Raw genomic sequence first — 16,848 nt, forward strand, 5'->3', positions numbered from 1 at the left:
TTCAAATATAAAATTCCCTTTATAATTATATTTGAAAAGATTAAGTTTTTCAACCTTATCAAGATTTTTTTCAGTAAGTTACATTTTTTTCAAAATTATCATCTTATTTGAAAACTTACAAAAATAAAAAGGAGCCTAATGAACTCCTTTTATTAAAACTACAAATTTTTATTATTCTCCTATTTCCTCTGATAAAGTGTTTTCATCTGCACTTATTTGGCTTTTCACTCTTTCGTATTCTGACAAAATTGCATCCTGTATCTTTTGTCTTGTATCAGTATTTATAGGATGAGTTATATCTTTAAACTCTCCATTTGGTGTTTTTCTGCTAGGCATAGCGATGAAAAGTCCATTTTTACCTTCTATAACCTTAATATCATGTACTACAAACTCTCCATCAAATGTAACTGAAACTATTGCCTTCATCTTGCTATCAGTAGAAATCTTTCTTATTCTTACGTCTGTAATTTGCATAGGTGCACCTCCAAAACAGTTACTTTATATAATAATTCTCCATGATTCACAGAATTCCTTCTTAATTTTTAAAAAATTCTCAATCTTTTTTAATATTGACATTTTTTTTACCAATATTAAATAAAATTTCACTTCTAATTTTTATTTGATGGATATATTACTGCATTTCCTTCTTCATTTATACCCTCAAATTGTAACAAGGATATATAATCTTTAACTAATTTTTCTTTTGTCTCGATATCTTCTATAAATACACCTATACCTAAAAGCTCACATTCAAACTCTTTTAATAAATTTATAATTCCTGTTGCAGTTCCCCCGCCCTTCATAAAATCATCTATAAATATACACTTACTATGTCTATCTATAGCCTTTCTTGCAAGAGTCATAGTTTGTATTCTCTTTGATGATCCTGATACATAATTAATACTTACAGTAGTTCCTTCTGTAATTTTTGTGTCATGCCTAACTATAACAAGTTTAACACCTAAACACTTTGCAACTTCATATGCTAAAGGTATACCTTTAGTTTCTACTGTAATGACACAATCAACATCTAATTCATTAAACTTAGATGCTAAAATAGCCCCAGCTTTACTTATAATTCTAGGATCATATAATAAATCGGTCATATATAAAAAATTTCCTGGAATAATTCTTTCGTGATCACTTAAAAGTGAACATATTTCTGACATAAAATTTTCTTTTTCTATATTACTAGTGTCTGGTATATATTTTATACCACCTGAAGCCCCTGATATTGTTTCTATTTTTCCCATGAACAACTTAGATAAACATTCTCTTACGATAACTATATCTTCACTGATTGTAGATTTTGCAGCATTCAGCGAACTTGTAAATGTATTTAAATTTATTACCCTATTAGGGTTTTCTACCAACACTTTTGTTATTGCTCCGATTCTTTGATTTCTTGTAAACTTCTCTGCCATTAACATCACCTTTAGAAAAAAATTTTACGAATTATTATTTATTTACCTCTAAAAACATTCATGATTTTATAGTATATTTTACAACATATAAAGAATTTTAACCATAAAATAGAGAAATATTTAAATAATTTTTTTTAAAATCCATTTTTTGTGTTGATTTTCAATAGTTTTGTATATAATTATAATGTAATAATCTAAAAAATATTTTATATTAGAAAGAAATTTTATATTTTGCCCAAAACAGGTAAGTTTTTAAATAAAATTTTCTTTTTACAAGGAGTGATAAAAATGTCTTTAAACTTTATAAATGATATTAAAAAGAAAGTTCATTTCATAGGCATAGGTGGTATAAGTATGAGTGGACTAGCAGAAATTTTACTTAAAAACGGTTATTCCGTTTCTGGTTCGGATATGAAAGAAAGTCATATAACGAAAAAATTAGAAGATTTGGGTGCAACTATTTATATAGGTCACAAAAGTGAAAATGTAGATAATACTGACATAGTTGTCTATACTGCTGCCATAGCTCAAGATAATCCTGAACTTATCCATGCAAAAAATTTAAATTTAACAATGTATGACAGAGCTGAATTTTTAGGTCAAATAATGAAAGATCATAAATATAACGTAGCTGTTGCTGGTACTCATGGCAAAACTACAACTACATCTATGATGTCCCATATAGCATTAAGTGGAAACCTAGATCCAACAATTTTAGTCGGTGGAGAACTAGATGTTATAAACGGTAATATTCGTGTAGGTAAAAGTGATTATTTTATAACTGAAGCTTGTGAATACAAAGAATCTTTTCTTAAATTTCACCCTTATGTAGGAATAATATTAAATGTAGACGCAGATCATTTAGACTACTATAAGGATTTAAATCATATTAAACAAGCTTTCGCAAAATTTATAAATTTAATACCAACGGATGGATATCTTATAGCAAATGCAGAAGATAAAAATCTTATGGAAATTATAGATACTGCTAAATGTAATGTAATAACTTTTGGTATTAATAATGGAAGAATAAGGGCTAAAGACATTGTCTTCAACGATAACGCAACTTCTACCTTTAATGTCTATGATGGTGAAGAAAAATTATTCCAAGTAAATCTTAGTGTACCTGGACAACATAATATACTAAATTCACTAGCTACTATATGTGCTTCTTTAAGCTTAAAAATTCCTAAAGATGCTATAATAAATGGTTTGTTTGATTTTAGAGGAACTCATAGAAGATTTGAAGTTAAAGGTATTAAAGATGGTATATCTGTTATAGATGATTATGCCCATCACCCAACAGAAATTAAATCTACTATAAAAACTGCAGACAAATATCCTCACAAAAACTTATATTATATCTTTCAACCACATACTTATACAAGAACCTATACATTATTTAATGAATTCTGTAATTGTTTCTCTGGAGTAGAAAATTTAATTATTACAGATATCTATGCTGCTAGAGAAAAAGATACTGGACTTGTAAGTTCTGAACAATTAGCAGAAGGAATTAAAAAAGCTGGTGTAAATTGTACTTATATAAAAGACTTTAATGAAATAACTGATTATCTAAAAAAACACTGTACAGATGGAGATGTAATAATAACTGTAGGTGCTGGAGATGTATTCAAAATAGGAGAAGATTTTTTAAAGTAGTCTGACTAAAAACTTATGGTTATAAAATTTTTATTAATTTTATAACTGTAAGTTTTTTTATAGGATAATTTTTAAAATATTGTACAAAACTATAAGTAAATTAACTTTATTTTACTTAAAGGATGTGAGACTAATTGAAAAATTTTTTAATATCTGCATTAGTAAACTTAGGCCTAATTCTAATCTCTTATTACATATTCAGAAGCATTATTAGTGGTCCTAAACGTCATAAAATCTATGAGAAATTCATGAGCTCCTTTGCAAAATTCGTTATATTATTATTTATAATATCACTTGTAATAACTAGTGTTACTACTTTTATTTTATATAAAACTAGATATTTAATGTATATAAATATTATTACTCCTGCAATTTTATCATTACTTGTAGGATTTATAGTATCAACAGTACCAACAAAGGGATTTGATGATAAAAAAAATTAATTATAAAAAATATAGCAGTTAAAACTAACTGCTATATTTTTTATTTAAATTAATAAACTTTCTTGACAGTATCCAAGCTGTCTTGTATAATATTATTTGTATTTCGGGGTGTAGCGCAGATGGGAGCGCGCGTGGTTTGGGACCATGAGGTCGCAGGTTCAATCCCTGTCACCCCGACCAAAAGAATCACATTTTGTGGTTCTTTTTTTATTTATATTATATTTATATTATATCTATATATTTTTTTATTAATTATCCACATCTATAAAATACTTTTTTAATAAATCCACATTTTTCTAACTTTATTCACATTTCTTCTCTTATATGAAACTTAATATACTCTTTTATCCACAATTATATCTTTTGAAAAATATCTATACCTATTATATAATAATCTAAAATTAATTAATATTTCTCAAGTTAAGGAGGGAGAACTTTGAATTCAGTTTTACATCATTTAAAGACAACTGATGAAAAAATTTTAAAGTTTTTTAATCATAATATAAAATCTAAATTTTTGGACTCTATACTGCCAAAAATAACTTATTTAGGTTCTATTCCTTTTACTTATTTATTTTGTTTAACCCTTTCAACCATACCCCTAAAAAGCTTGAGAAGTCTGGGCCGTAAATGCTCTTTATCTTTAGTATTGTCTAGTATCTTAGTTTTTCTTATAAAAAAACTAGTAAACAGAAAACGACCTTTTTTAAAACTTAAAAATTTACATATTCGAAAAATTCATATAGATCCTTACTCTTTTCCTTCTGGTCATACAGCCATGGCTTTTTCTATAGCTGTAATGTTAAGTCTTTCCTTATCTTTCATCGATATATTACTTATACCACTTGCAATGCTTGTTGGCATATCTAGAATGTATACTGGTGTTCATTATCCAACGGATGTATTTATAGGAATGCTCATTGGAAGTATTTGTTCTATATGTATTTATTTTATTATGTAATTCAAAATTATTTTAGGAGGAATTCCTTATGTTTAAAGATATTAAAGGAGCAATTTTTGATTTAGATGGAACTCTTATAGATTCTATGTGGTTATGGAGTAAAATTGATGTAGAGTACTTAAAAAAGCATAATTTACAAGTACCTGAAGATCTTAAAGAAAACCTGAACCACCTATGTTTTAAGGATTGTGCTAAATACTTCAAAACTAGATTTAACCTGCCATACACGCCAGAAGAAATAGAATCTCATTGGATACAGATGGCTTTACAAGAATATTCAACTAATATATCTTTGAAACCTGGTGCAAAAAAGTTTTTACAGTTCTTAAAAAATAACAATATAAAAATTGCCCTGGCAACTAGCAACCGAAGAGACTTAGCAAATGCTAGTTTAAAATTAAATGATATAGCTAACTACTTTGATTGTATAACTACTACTGATGAAGTGCCTCGTGGCAAGAATTTTCCTGATGTCTATCTTCTTGCTGCAAATAGATTAGGTGTAAATCCAAAAAATTGTATAGTCTTTGAAGATATTCTTTTAGCTGTTAAAGGCGCCCATTCTGCTGGTATGAAAGTTATTGCTGTTTATGATGAGTTTTCTAAAAATGAGGAAAAAGAGATCACAACTATAGCTAGCAAATATATTCATAATTACGATGAATTACTTCACATGATTTAATCTTTAACCATGTAATTAATTTAAACTTTCATTAATATAATTATATAGACATAAAAAATAGGATGTTTATTAAAAAATAGACATCCTATACTAATTTTAATGGAGGTATTTTTATGATTTTTACCATTTTGTTGATTATAATTCTCATATGTGCTTTGATTTATATGTACTATACATATGAAAATGCCATTTATAATTTAAAAAATCAGCTTACCCTTAGCAATTCACAAAACTTAAAACTTAAATCTACTCTATTGGAAAACACAGATAATTTTTCTAACCTTACAATTAACTTTTCTAATCCAGAATTTTCACATGCAATTATAAATCAAAAATGTTATATATATTTATGTCCTTTAGAAAATTCACCTATTATAAATATTTTAGAACAAGGTATTGAGATTAATTTATTAGCCATAGCAGAAGTTCAAGATTTGACTTGGTATGAAATATCATTAAAAATAGAATCCAATAATATAAATTCTAGAGGTTGGATTTTAGAAGAGTGTATAAATAAACTAAATTTAAATACTTAGAAATTGTTACTCTAAACTTTTGTTAAACAAAAGCCAACAAACAAATGTTGGCCTTTTACCATACTAATTAATATTATTTAATTTTTCCATCCTTATATTCGGGAACTATATCAATAATATCTTTTTGTATACAATATTCTAAATCATCTTCAAGATTTAATCTTGTTAACCTATTATAGTGTGTAGCATCTTTTATGAAACTTATTATATCCTTATGATTTTCATAGACCATATAAGATGTTTTTGCTATATCAGTTAAGTTAATCTTTTTATTAATTTCTTTTATTTTAGATATTATATATCCCCCACAGATAAAATCATCCATTGAAAATTCACCATTTGTTCCTGAATTAACAATAACCAAATCATTATTTATAGCACAGACTTTTTTAGCCACGGCTTCTGCATTAATCATTGCCCCTATTAAAATATTTCTTGCTCTCTTGCTACCTTTAATTGCTCTTGTTCCATTACTAGTGGTTATTATAAATGTCTTATTCTTTATAACCTCTTCTGTATAGTCCAATGGAGAATTAGAACAATTAAATCCCTCTATTTTTAATGCATTTCTTTCTCCGCCTAAAATGTATAATGCTCTATCCTTTTTACATAAATCAAAAGCTTCCTCTGTAGATAAAACGGGTATAACCTCTTTACATCCATTCTTAATAGCCGTAACTATAACAGATGTAGCTCTTAATACATCAATTACTATTACTGTCTTTCCCTCTAATTTATCTGCATTAATATGATCAGCCGAAATCATTAAATCAATATTCATTACGATTCATCCCCTAATTATATATATTATTAGTCTTTAAAATCCTTGCCTTGGTAAATATCTTCTTCTATAAACCTTCTATCTATAGCATTTAATATTTCCCACTTTTTTAAGCTCCACATAGGTCCTATTAATGATTTTCTTGGTGCATCTCCGGTTAATCTATGTATAACTATAGATTGAGGTAACAACGCTACAGATTTACATATTATATCTATATACTCATCCTGTTCCATAAACTTAAGCTTTCCTTGCTCATATAACTTTACTAGTTGGGTATTCTCCATAAGATGAAGTAAATGAAGTTTAATCCCTTGAATATCCATTTTGGATAAATACTTTATAGTATTAAGCATATCTTCAGCTGTTTCACCTGGAAGTCCCAAAATAACATGCACTACTACATCAATATTTTTTTCTCTTAGTTTTCTAACAGCATCTTCAAAAACTTTAAGTTCATATCCCCTATTAATAATTTTTGCCGTATTTTCATTAGAAGTTTGAAGTCCTAATTCAACCCATGTATAAAGTTTTTTATTATATTTATCTAAAAGCTCCACTACATTATCCTCAAGACAATCTGGTCTAGTTGCTATAGCTAATGCCACAACTCCTTCATTTTGTATAGCTTCATTATATCTTTTATCTAACACTTCTATGGGTGCATAAGTATTTGTATATGCTTGAAAATAAGCTATGTATTTCCCGCTTTTCCATTTTTTATTCATCATTGCTTTTATATCTTTAAATTGAGTACTAATGGAAAAATTTCTGTTTCCTGCAAAATCCCCAGATCCTCTTGCACTACAAAATACACATCCTCCTTTTCCTATAGTCCCATCTCTATTAGGACAAGAAAAGCCTGCATCAAGTGAGATCTTAAAAACTTTTTCTCCGAATTTTTCTCTTAAAAAATAATTTAAACTACGATATCTCTTATCGCCCCATTTTTTTTGCATTACATACTTCCTTTCAAATCTTTTGTATATTTATTAGTATGATTATATTTTATCCCTCTTTATAAATAACTTCAAAACATTTATTTATATAAATTAAAGGTTTCAAAACAAAATTTGTTTTGAAACCTTTATATTATCTAAATTTTGGTTAATTTAAATTCCTTCAAATCTAAACTCCAGTTTCCTATAATATTTCCATCTACATTATCTTTTTCATTTCTTTTAACAACTTGAAAATTTAGAGTTTCCTTATCAAAACCATTAAATAATATATTAACCTTATCTACTGGAAAAATACTTTCTAGATTAACTGGTATTAAAGAGCCTTCTCCCGTATTATATACTCGTATAAATTTTCCATTATTACTATCACTATATTGACATAATACAAATTCATCATCTTGTGAAAATACTAGAAAATCTATATTTTTATCCTTAAGTACATCTAAAGATATAATTTCTTTTCCTATTGGAATTTCTTTCATACCCGAAGAGCTTTGACCTCCAGTTGTTCCACCTGATGGCGGAGTACTGCCTGCACCTGATGATGGCCCTTGAACAGCTAAACTATCATCTATAATAATTATTCCAATAAAAGGCATTTTGCCTTTTGTACTAATAGCTATCTTATCCGCATTATAATTAAATTGTAATCTTCCAAATTCTTCTTTGCTAACTAATACTTTATGAATATTTCCTGCATCTACTTTAGGAAAAAAGTATGTTGGTATACTGCCTTTTTCTAAAATTAAGTCAGTTTTTACATTAGTCTTATTCCTTTGTCTTACTTTTCCAGATTCAATAAATCCCTCTTTTTCAGGTGAATATTTAATATCACTAATTTTATATTCTGATCCCTCTTTAGTTACTTTTATAGCCAAATTATCCAAAAATGCTTGTGCATATTTTTCACTACATCTAGCAACTTTTAATTCAACTAGGGCACTTCTGCCTATTTCATTAACATTATTTATTGTAAATCCTTTTATTTTTAACTCCCCATCTTCCACTTTCTTAGATTTAGAACTTAATTCTTTAGTATAAAGTTTTTTAGCATTAGTATAATCATCTTTTTGTAAATATCCTATATAATTATTAACTATTTTTAATGCTGACTTAATTTCAAAATTATTTTCTTTCTCCTTAGCCATTTCTTTTGCATTATTACATCCTGATAAAACTAAACCTATAATTAAGAAAAATATAATTAAAGCTCTTCCTTTTCTCACTCTTATTTCCCCTTTCACTAAAATTCATATATTTATTTTTTCCATAAAACAAAATTTAATTAATAAATTCATTATTTAGTTAACAACTTAATATACTTGTAATAAAAATATATATTTTAGGGAGGAATTTGTTTTGAAAAAGAATACCGGTCAGACTTTGCAAATTGCAGCTGTTTTTATAGGCACCGTTGTAGGTGCTGGATTAGCCTCTGGTCAAGAAATTACTCAATTCTTTACTACATATGGATTTAAAAGTTTTATAGGAATCTTTATTTGTCTTTTAATTTATGTTGGCATATGTCCTATAATTTCTGAAATAAGTATAAAATATAACTTAAATTCATATGACCAACTTATAAGCCTTGTAAGCCCTGGATATTTGGGTAAATTCACCGATTTAATGACGGCTTCCTTTTTAGTATGTTCCTCTGCCATTATCTTAGCTGGAAGTGGGGCTTTATTACATCAATATTTCAAAATTCCTAAATATATCGGATTAATTCTTATGACCATAATCTCTATTTGTACCCTATTGAAAAATACTAAAGGTCTAGTAGTTATTAATTCTTTTATTGTACCCTCTTTGATTATTGTTATACTGTTTATATTCTCTTTATATATTACTTTTTTTAGCAAAGAAATAAATATAAATACCTTGTTAGCCTTAAAGCCTTGTAAACCACAGCTAATCTCTGGCCAATGGCTAATTTCATCTATTTTATATGGTGGATTTAATATACTATGTTGTTGTGGTGTTTTAGTACCATTGAGCAAGGAAAACTCAAATAAATGTGTTATGAAGAATGGAATCATTTTAGGCTCTATAGGTTTAACCATAGTATGCGCCATAATTAATCTAATGTTATCTTTAAATATCCCTGGGATATTTAAATATGATATTCCTCTTTTATATATAGCTAAGCCATTTGGCCTTGTTGTACAAGGAATCCTATTATGCATTATATGGTGTGAAATGTTCTCTACTGAAGTATCCAATATATATAGTGTTTCTAAAGCATTAGAACAAAAATATAAATTAAATTATAACATTGGAGTATTTTTAGTTATGGCTATAGCCATTCCCATTTCTCAAATAGGTTTTAAAAATTTAATACGCTTTTTATATCCTGGGTTTGGTATAGTTAGTTCAATCTTTATCATGCAGTGTGTTTTCTTTTATAAAAAAATGAATTGTTAAAGTTACTTTTGAAATTTTATTTAAATGTTGATAAAATTAACTTAAATAATTTTATTTAATATTAAGGAAGGCACTATTTATATGAATTATGAAAAATATTTAGAGAAATGTTCAATTTGCCCTAGGGCTTGCCAAGTAAATAGATTTAATAACATTAACTTAGGTGTATGTAATTCTTCCCACAAAATAAAAATAGCTAAAGTATCATTACATCAATGGGAAGAGCCTTGCATTTCTGGTACGAGGGGCTCAGGAACCATATTCTTTTCAAATTGCAACCTAAAATGTGTGTTTTGTCAAAATCATAAAATTAGTCAAGAAGGATTTGGAAAAGAAATTTCAATTGATCGATTAAGTGATATTTTCTTGGAACAACAGGCTAAAGGTGCACATAATATAAATTTAGTAACTCCTACGCATTATGCACTTCAAATCATTGAAGCGCTAAAAATAGCTAAGTCTAAAGGTTTAAATATTCCTATATTATATAATTCTAATGGGTATGAAAACATAGAAACCATTAAATTATTAAATAATTTTATTGATGTTTATTTACCTGACTTAAAATACTTTGATAATAAATATGCTCTTAAATATTCTAATGCACCAAATTATTTTAGTGTTGCATCAAAGGCCATAAAGGAAATGTATAAAAGTGTAGGACCCGTAAAATTCAATAAAGATGGTTTAATTGAAAAGGGAGTTATAATAAGACACCTAATGCTCCCAAACCTTTTATTTGATTCTAAGAAGATAATAGATTTTATATTTAATACTTTTGGTCATAATGTATATATAAGCTTAATGAATCAATATACTCCAATGTATAAATCATTGGAGTATAAAGAATTAAGTAATCCTCTTAATCCTAAACTTTATGACAGTCTTATAAATTATTGTTTATCCTTAGGAATTGAACATGCTTTTATCCAAGAATGTGGAACAAATTCTACAAATTTTGTTCCTAACTTTGATTTAAATGGAGTATAAAAAATGAAAAAGAGCACAAATAATTAGTGCTCTTTTTCATCTATTTCTTTATTTTTTGCTTCAAAAATCTCTTTTTTATTTTTATTCTTTTTAAGTTCTTTATTTTTTAAATATATATGAAAATTTGTATGTTTAAATATAAAACATACTATAAATGCCAAGATTACTCCACCTATTACATCAGCAAAATAATGTTGTTTTATAAATAAAGTAGATAGTATTATACTGACTCCCACTATAGTTGCCATAATCTTAACGTTTTTAGAAAATTTATCAGATACACATACAAAATAATTAATTATTAATGTATTCAAAACATGTATACTAGGAAAACAATTATATGGATTATCTGTTTTATAAATCCATAATACCATGTTGCTTAATATATCTGTTCCTATAACCTCTGGTCTAGGTACATGCGTAGGAAAGATAAAAAATACAAAATAACTTATAAGCATTCCTAGATTTAAACTAAATACTGTCCTAAAATATTGTTTTTCATCCAATATACATAAAAATGCTAAAAACCCCGCAACATAAACATACCATATAACATATGGAATTATAAATATCTTCATAAAAGGAATGTAACTATCTATGGACATCTTTAAAATAGTTGTATGTTCTCTTGGTGTATTTAATATAAGATACAATATATTAATTATAGGTACACTTATTAAAATAATCCCTCTTTTAATAAGTGTATTCCAATCATGTATTAATATATTTTTTATTTCATCAAATGTACTCATGCTCATCTTACCTTTTCTATCTTCTATTTTTTATTCACTAAGTTCAATTTTATATTACTACTGTATATTTGTACACAGGTTTAAGATTAAATTAAGCTAATTTTCATCTTTACTTAATGTATGACCTAATTTATTAAAAATATGTTAATATATACTACAATATAAAACAAAAAAGTCGTTCTTATGAAAGAGCGACTTTTTTAAATTTATTCTTCATCATCTATATATTCAACTTTGGGTATGTCATATACATTTTTATATGGTGTATGAGGTATAAATGTTCTTTTAAGTCCTCTTGTATCATTTCTTAACTCTGCAATTTTAGTTACTCCAACATAAATATCTGAAATCTTATACCAAGTAGAATAATCAACTGTTCCTGTCATCGGTAAATTAAATACTTGTTGAAAAACTTTTACAGCCTTACCTGTACCTTCTCCATAAATTCCGTCTACCTTAACCTTTGGTATAGCAGGAAAATTATCAGCTATTCTGTTCAAATAACTCTGTACTGTTCTAACAGGTGCTCCCGAACTTCCTATTCCTAACGTATATCCAGGATAAGATTTTGGAATCCCTGATACCTTATTAGCTCTTACTAATTCTATATCTGTTCCATAAAAATTAGTTAATATCTCATATGGTGCCTTGCCATCATCTCCCAAATATTTGCTTCCCCATTGAGTGAGCCATCCTGGACATTGAACTTTTACTCCATCACAATATTGCGTAAGTAATGGTTGTTTTGCACCAAATCTTCTTATATATGTTGAAAATATCTCATCTACAACAACACTAATACTTTTATAAATATTTCTTCCATACATAAATGCATGGTCATAAGCTGTTGAGCTAGTAACATCGAAATTTTTTCCTTTTCCTCTATACCATTCAGTATATATTCTGTTCAAAGTAAAAGATAATATGCAATATACATTAGCTCTAATTGTAGTTTCTGGCCAAGTTGAAAAAATCTCAGAAGATGCTACATTTTTTATATAGTCATTAAATTTAACTGTATAATTAGGTGCAGATGGATCATCAGGTAATCCTTGATGTACCACAACAAACTCTGGTACTACAGGTTCTGGAAGTACGACAAATCCACTTGGTGGTGGTGGTAATGGTTTTTCTGGGTTTTCTGGAATCTTAGGTGGGTAATTTCCAACTAATCTATTGGGATCAATTGTTATTATCTGTTCTCCTTGCCTCGTTACTCCTGTATTTGTTTTTTGTAAATTACTATTTTGTATAGCGAGCTCTTCTGGGAAAATTTGAACACCTTTTATTCTTAATGGATTATATCCAGGTTGTTCTATTTTTATATCATATAAACTATATGGTAAGTTTGAAGATGGTTTCATAGAGTTCTCTATCGGTGGAGCAGGAAGCTCTATTTCATTAGTTTCTCCTGATATATTCGTTGAAATTTCAGCTTGCTTAGTTTGTTCTCCAGGTTCTGGCACTTTTGTAACAGTTACTTTTGCTTGTTCTATTGGAGCTAAAGAATCACTTTTTAAAACTTGAACTTTTAATCTTCCTGTAGACGCCATGTTATTCTCTCCTATAAAGTTTTGTTCATAAATAGTATATGATTAAACTTTATAATAGTGATATTTTTTATAAGTATTTATAAATATCTTTAGGCAATACTACCTTTAATGTATTTTTCTTTATCATTCTGGAACCTCTATCTAGAGATCTTATATTTTCAAATACTCCATTTAAATCTAATCTTCCATATCCCCATTGTCTATTAGGATACATATCTCCCGCTCTTTTTTTAGTTCCCCTTATTAGATAAGTTTTTATTTTAGTAGAATACATAGTTTCATCATTCTTGTCTACTATTCCCCATTGTAATAATAATGCTACTGCACCTGCAAATACTGCTCCTGAAACACTCCCACCTGATACAGTTACTTCCTTATTATTCAATCCAGTGGTTAAAACATTTACTCCCCCACTTGTTAAATCTGGCTTTATCCTTCCATCTCTTGTATATCCATTTCCTGAAAAAGGAACAATGGTATCATTATTTTGATCATATGTTGATGTAGTCAAAATATTTTTACCTGTAGAAGGAATTGTAAGTGTTATATCTGGATCAGGTTTTAAAAACCTAGTATCAGCTTTAATTAATGGTCTTTGAGGTAACCAAATATCAAATTTACCATCTATAATTAAGTCACCTGTAAGCCTTATTTGCCATATTCCTCCTTTAATATTTGTTATTTTAACTATTATTAATTCATCCCCTGTACTTTCTTCTGGAAAATAATAATTTATTGTAGCTATACTCCCTTCAAAAACAAACTTTATTTCTTCTTGTTCTTTTAATTTGGCAGGAATCTTTTCTATTACTTCTCCACTAGGTGAAACTAATCCTATAGAAATTTTGTCGGGCTTATTAGCCCAAACCTCAAAACTTAAACTTCTTTCTTTTTCATCTACTTTTAATTCCACACTTTTAATTTCACCACTTTGTTGGAATCTACCACTTGTATGGGTTGCACTATCACCTTCATTTCCTGTAGATGTTACTACTGCAACTCCTCTAGTTTTAGATATATCATCTATATACCTTTCTAATATTGAGGAACCATCATGTCCTCCCATATTAGTTCCAAGAGGTACATATATAACAATTGGCATATTCATTTTCTTTCCTATAGAATACAAGTATCTTATACCAAGAATAATATCTGTGCTACTATAGACCATATCTAGATAATTACTAGGATTCTGCTCTTTAAAAGTATTGTGCTTTGTAGTCCTTAATTTAACAATAGCAAATTCACTATCTGGTGCAGCTCCAATTGGAGCTAGTCGTCCTCTTGAACCTATTACACCTGCTACCGATGTTCCATGTCCAATTTCATCTTTAGAAGGAACTATGTCATAAGGATTTTTTCCTTCTTTTTTACTCTTTATAGCCTCATTTATATTTTCACTTGTATAATATGATCCTAATTCTTGAGGATTTTTAGTATCAGGAATTGTTTGATCCCATATACCCACAATTCTTGTAGTATCATCCTCATACATAAAATCTAAATCTAAATAATCAATTCCTGTATCCACAATCCCCACTAATACACCATTTCCCCTTAAGGTTAAGAATGGATTATCATGAAATTTATAAACATTTGCACTTTGCATTGGTGATACATCATTTAGTGTATATAAAGTGTTTCGCTCTAAATAAACTATCTCTGGAACATCTGCTAATAACTTGTCCTTATATCCATCTTTCACAGAAATAACAGCATAATTATCATCTAGAATAAAACCACAAGCATACCCTGTTTTATTTAACACTGTTTCTATATCCCCATCATATTCAACAATATAATTATGATAACCCTCATCTATATACTGACTTCCACAATATTCTCTAGTTTTATCTAATCTATTATAATCCTTATTCATTCTAACATTTCCCTCCTCCAACCATATATTAAAAGCATTATTAAGACATAATGAGCCATATCCCCAGCTGGGATTTGGATATATTATATCGCTCCTATTACGTCTGGCACCTTTCAATAAATAATATTTTAATCTTTCTCCATAAAGATAAGGATCATTTCCTTTAACTAAACCCCATTCTGTTAATAATGCTACTGCACCAGTAACTTCAGGAGTTGCCATAGATGTTCCTGATAAACTATCAAATCCTCCTCCAGGTATAGATGATTCTATTTTTTCGCCAGGTGATACTATATCTGGCTTTATTACACTACTATTTCTTTTTCCTCTTCCCGAAAACGATGATATCGTATTAGTCAAAAAGTTATAACTTCCTACAGATACTGCATTATAAACAGTTGCTGGTATTCCTAATGTGTTATACGGATTTGGGTTTAAAAACTTTGTTTGAATATTTAAACCTTCCGCAATAGGTAACCATATATCATATCCTCCTATTAGACTTTCTACATTGATTAACCTTAAATCCCATATACCAGAAGTTATCTCACCACTAGCACTTTGGAGTACTATTAAAATTTCTCCGTTTATATTAAAAGGAGTAGGTCCTGAATTATAAATGTAATAGCTATCACTTCCTAAGTTGCCATTAGAATATCCTTTTTCATATATATTTATAACTCCTGATGTCCTCCCCATTGGATTTCTAATTTCTATACTTATATCATCCGTAAAACTTTTATATAATTGAAGTGTAATTATATTTTCACCCTTTGCAATATTAAATGATATTATATTTTCAGTATCTAATTTTCCACCTACATGATGATCTGTTGATCCCTCATTTCCTGCAGCAATAACAAAGGTCAACCTTTCTAACCCTATTATAGTTTGTATATAAAGTTCTAATAGACTTTTCCCATCATGAGCTCCATCATTTGTACTAAAACTTAGATTTAATACCAATGGTAAATTAAGTTCCTTGCTTTTATCTATAAGATATCTAATTCCCCTCATTAATTGAGTACTTTTAGCATAGCTAATTTTGCCTTCCCTTGTCATCTTAACCATAGCTATATTGCTTTCATATGCAACACCATAAAACTTTTTATCTATTTTACCACCTGCACATGCTATTCCTGTTACATGCGTACCATGCCCCAGTTGATCTCTCTCTGGCACAATAGCATACGGATTAGGTGATTTTATAGCTTTATTAATTTCTTCCTCATTCCAATCTTGTTTTTTATCAAGATCATAAATATACTTTATTCTTGTATTTCCCTGTTCATCTATAAAAGCTGGATGAGTATAGTCTATACCCGAATCTATAAATCCAACTAAAACTCCTTTTCCCGTTAATTTATATTTACTTTGTACTTCATCTACACAAGATGCCGAATTACTAGGTGCATAACTTGTATAAAGTGTCTTAGGTAATTCCATATATACAATTTCTTTTATATTAGATATTTCTTCTAACTTCCCTATCGGAACTGTCACTATTCCAAATCCATATCCTAAATACTCAAAATTTCCATCAAAGGTTTTAACCTGCCGTAAAACACTATTGCTGTCTCCATTAATTAAAACTACTACTTCTATGTTTTCTAAATTCTCTATTTTGTTATAAGAAAGAATTTTTGTTTTTATATCATTAGGAACAAATTTTAATAAATTTAATATCCCTTCTGTATTTTCTATTTTTATCACCTTAAAAATTAATTTCATAATATAATATGATTAATTAAATATTTTGATATAAAAACAAGAGATAGCTAAACAAAAAAAGAGAGCTA

15 protein-coding genes and 1 tRNA gene are annotated in these 16,848 nt (G+C 28.1%); 8 read left to right on the forward strand and 8 right to left on the reverse strand.

The annotated features are described in order from the left end of the window. Positions 1 to 171 precede the first annotated feature (171 nt). Together spoVG and purR are read right to left on the reverse strand one after the other, a co-directional pair. Positions 172 to 474, reverse strand: a complete 303-nt coding sequence (spoVG, locus tag QOZ93_RS01535; protein ID WP_111944168.1) for a septation regulator SpoVG — start codon at positions 472 to 474, stop codon at positions 172 to 174. 134 nt (positions 475 to 608) lie between these two features. Continuing rightward, positions 609 to 1,424, reverse strand: a complete 816-nt coding sequence (purR, locus tag QOZ93_RS01540) for a pur operon repressor (RefSeq protein WP_307354844.1) — start codon at positions 1,422 to 1,424, stop codon at positions 609 to 611. 288 nt (positions 1,425 to 1,712) lie between these two features. Here purR and murC point away from each other — a divergent pair, with 288 nt between their 5' ends. The 6 genes from murC to QOZ93_RS01570 all read left to right on the forward strand — a co-directional run bounded on the left by murC (position 1,713) and on the right by QOZ93_RS01570 (position 5,708). Next, a complete protein-coding gene (gene murC, locus QOZ93_RS01545; RefSeq protein WP_307354845.1) occupies positions 1,713 to 3,086 on the forward strand; it encodes a UDP-N-acetylmuramate--L-alanine ligase in 1,374 nt (457 codons plus the stop codon). A gap of 134 nt (positions 3,087 to 3,220) precedes the next feature. Then, positions 3,221 to 3,529 (forward strand): hypothetical protein, encoded by a 309-nt coding sequence (locus QOZ93_RS01550; protein ID WP_111944171.1) that lies wholly within the window; start codon positions 3,221 to 3,223, stop codon positions 3,527 to 3,529. Positions 3,530 to 3,633: 104 nt separating this feature from the next. Then, a tRNA-Pro gene (locus QOZ93_RS01555) sits at positions 3,634 to 3,709 on the forward strand. 256 nt (positions 3,710 to 3,965) lie between these two features. Then, entirely contained in the window at positions 3,966 to 4,490 is a 525-nt protein-coding gene (locus QOZ93_RS01560; RefSeq protein WP_307354846.1) for a phosphatase PAP2 family protein, read from the forward strand. Between the two features lie 28 nt (positions 4,491 to 4,518). Beyond that, complete coding sequence (locus QOZ93_RS01565) at positions 4,519 to 5,172, forward strand: HAD family hydrolase (RefSeq protein WP_307354847.1); 654 nt, start codon at positions 4,519 to 4,521, stop codon at positions 5,170 to 5,172. 113 nt (positions 5,173 to 5,285) lie between these two features. After that, the gene (locus tag QOZ93_RS01570; RefSeq protein WP_111944174.1) at positions 5,286 to 5,708 is read left to right on the forward strand and encodes a hypothetical protein; all 423 of its coding nucleotides are present in this window, start codon (positions 5,286 to 5,288) and stop codon (positions 5,706 to 5,708) included. A 73-nt stretch (positions 5,709 to 5,781) separates the two neighbouring features. On the opposite strand, the gene QOZ93_RS01575 is transcribed toward QOZ93_RS01570, so the two are convergent. The 3 genes from QOZ93_RS01575 to QOZ93_RS01585 all read right to left on the reverse strand — a co-directional run bounded on the left by QOZ93_RS01575 (position 5,782) and on the right by QOZ93_RS01585 (position 8,677). Next, entirely contained in the window at positions 5,782 to 6,489 is a 708-nt protein-coding gene (locus QOZ93_RS01575; protein ID WP_307354848.1) for a 2-phosphosulfolactate phosphatase family protein, read from the reverse strand. 29 nt (positions 6,490 to 6,518) lie between these two features. Beyond that, complete coding sequence (gene mnmL, locus QOZ93_RS01580; RefSeq protein ID WP_307354849.1) at positions 6,519 to 7,448, reverse strand: tRNA modification radical SAM protein MnmL/YtqA; 930 nt, start codon at positions 7,446 to 7,448, stop codon at positions 6,519 to 6,521. 137 nt (positions 7,449 to 7,585) lie between these two features. Further along, positions 7,586 to 8,677, reverse strand: a complete 1,092-nt coding sequence (locus tag QOZ93_RS01585; RefSeq protein WP_307354850.1) for an outer membrane protein assembly factor BamD — start codon at positions 8,675 to 8,677, stop codon at positions 7,586 to 7,588. Between the two features lie 133 nt (positions 8,678 to 8,810). On the opposite strand from QOZ93_RS01585, the gene QOZ93_RS01590 reads away from it, so the two are divergent. Both QOZ93_RS01590 and QOZ93_RS01595 read left to right on the forward strand, forming a co-directional pair. Next, entirely contained in the window at positions 8,811 to 9,875 is a 1,065-nt protein-coding gene (locus QOZ93_RS01590; protein ID WP_307354851.1) for a YkvI family membrane protein, read from the forward strand. A gap of 81 nt (positions 9,876 to 9,956) precedes the next feature. Further along, positions 9,957 to 10,865: a radical SAM protein gene (locus QOZ93_RS01595; RefSeq protein WP_307354852.1), complete on the forward strand. Its 909-nt coding sequence runs from the start codon at positions 9,957 to 9,959 to the stop codon at positions 10,863 to 10,865. Between the two features lie 23 nt (positions 10,866 to 10,888). On the opposite strand, the gene QOZ93_RS01600 is transcribed toward QOZ93_RS01595, so the two are convergent. From QOZ93_RS01600 to QOZ93_RS01610, 3 genes are all read right to left on the reverse strand, one after another. Then, positions 10,889 to 11,617, reverse strand: a complete 729-nt coding sequence (locus QOZ93_RS01600; RefSeq protein ID WP_307354853.1) for a phosphatase PAP2 family protein — start codon at positions 11,615 to 11,617, stop codon at positions 10,889 to 10,891. Positions 11,618 to 11,823: 206 nt separating this feature from the next. Then, positions 11,824 to 13,170 carry a peptidoglycan-binding domain-containing protein gene (locus QOZ93_RS01605; protein WP_307354854.1) on the reverse strand — a complete coding sequence of 449 codons (1,347 nt, stop codon included), beginning with the start codon at positions 13,168 to 13,170 and terminating at the stop codon, positions 11,824 to 11,826. A gap of 67 nt (positions 13,171 to 13,237) precedes the next feature. Continuing rightward, a complete protein-coding gene (locus QOZ93_RS01610; protein ID WP_307354855.1) occupies positions 13,238 to 16,780 on the reverse strand; it encodes a S8 family peptidase in 3,543 nt (1,180 codons plus the stop codon). Positions 16,781 to 16,848 lie beyond the last annotated feature (68 nt).

Origin of the sequence: Hathewaya limosa, assembly GCF_030815255.1 — a bacterium.
GTDB classification, from domain to species: domain Bacteria; phylum Bacillota; class Clostridia; order Clostridiales; family Clostridiaceae; genus Hathewaya; species Hathewaya limosa.

Excerpts from the sequence above, each read along its gene's own strand:
- QOZ93_RS01570 (WP_111944174.1), top strand. The coding sequence starts at position 5,286 with ATGATTTTTACCATTTTGTTGATTATAATTCTCATATGTGCTTTGATT.
- QOZ93_RS01605 (WP_307354854.1), bottom strand. The coding sequence starts at position 13,170 with ATGGCGTCTACAGGAAGATTAAAAGTTCAAGTTTTAAAAAGTGATTCT.
- QOZ93_RS01595 (WP_307354852.1), top strand. The coding sequence starts at position 9,957 with ATGAATTATGAAAAATATTTAGAGAAATGTTCAATTTGCCCTAGGGCT.
- murC (WP_307354845.1), top strand. The coding sequence starts at position 1,713 with ATGTCTTTAAACTTTATAAATGATATTAAAAAGAAAGTTCATTTCATA.
- QOZ93_RS01600 (WP_307354853.1), bottom strand. The coding sequence starts at position 11,617 with ATGAGTACATTTGATGAAATAAAAAATATATTAATACATGATTGGAAT.
- QOZ93_RS01575 (WP_307354848.1), bottom strand. The coding sequence starts at position 6,489 with ATGAATATTGATTTAATGATTTCGGCTGATCATATTAATGCAGATAAA.
- QOZ93_RS01610 (WP_307354855.1), bottom strand. The coding sequence starts at position 16,780 with ATGAAATTAATTTTTAAGGTGATAAAAATAGAAAATACAGAAGGGATA.
- QOZ93_RS01565 (WP_307354847.1), top strand. The coding sequence starts at position 4,519 with ATGTTTAAAGATATTAAAGGAGCAATTTTTGATTTAGATGGAACTCTT.
- spoVG (WP_111944168.1), bottom strand. The coding sequence starts at position 474 with ATGCAAATTACAGACGTAAGAATAAGAAAGATTTCTACTGATAGCAAG.
- purR (WP_307354844.1), bottom strand. The coding sequence starts at position 1,424 with ATGGCAGAGAAGTTTACAAGAAATCAAAGAATCGGAGCAATAACAAAA.
- mnmL (WP_307354849.1), bottom strand. The coding sequence starts at position 7,448 with ATGCAAAAAAAATGGGGCGATAAGAGATATCGTAGTTTAAATTATTTT.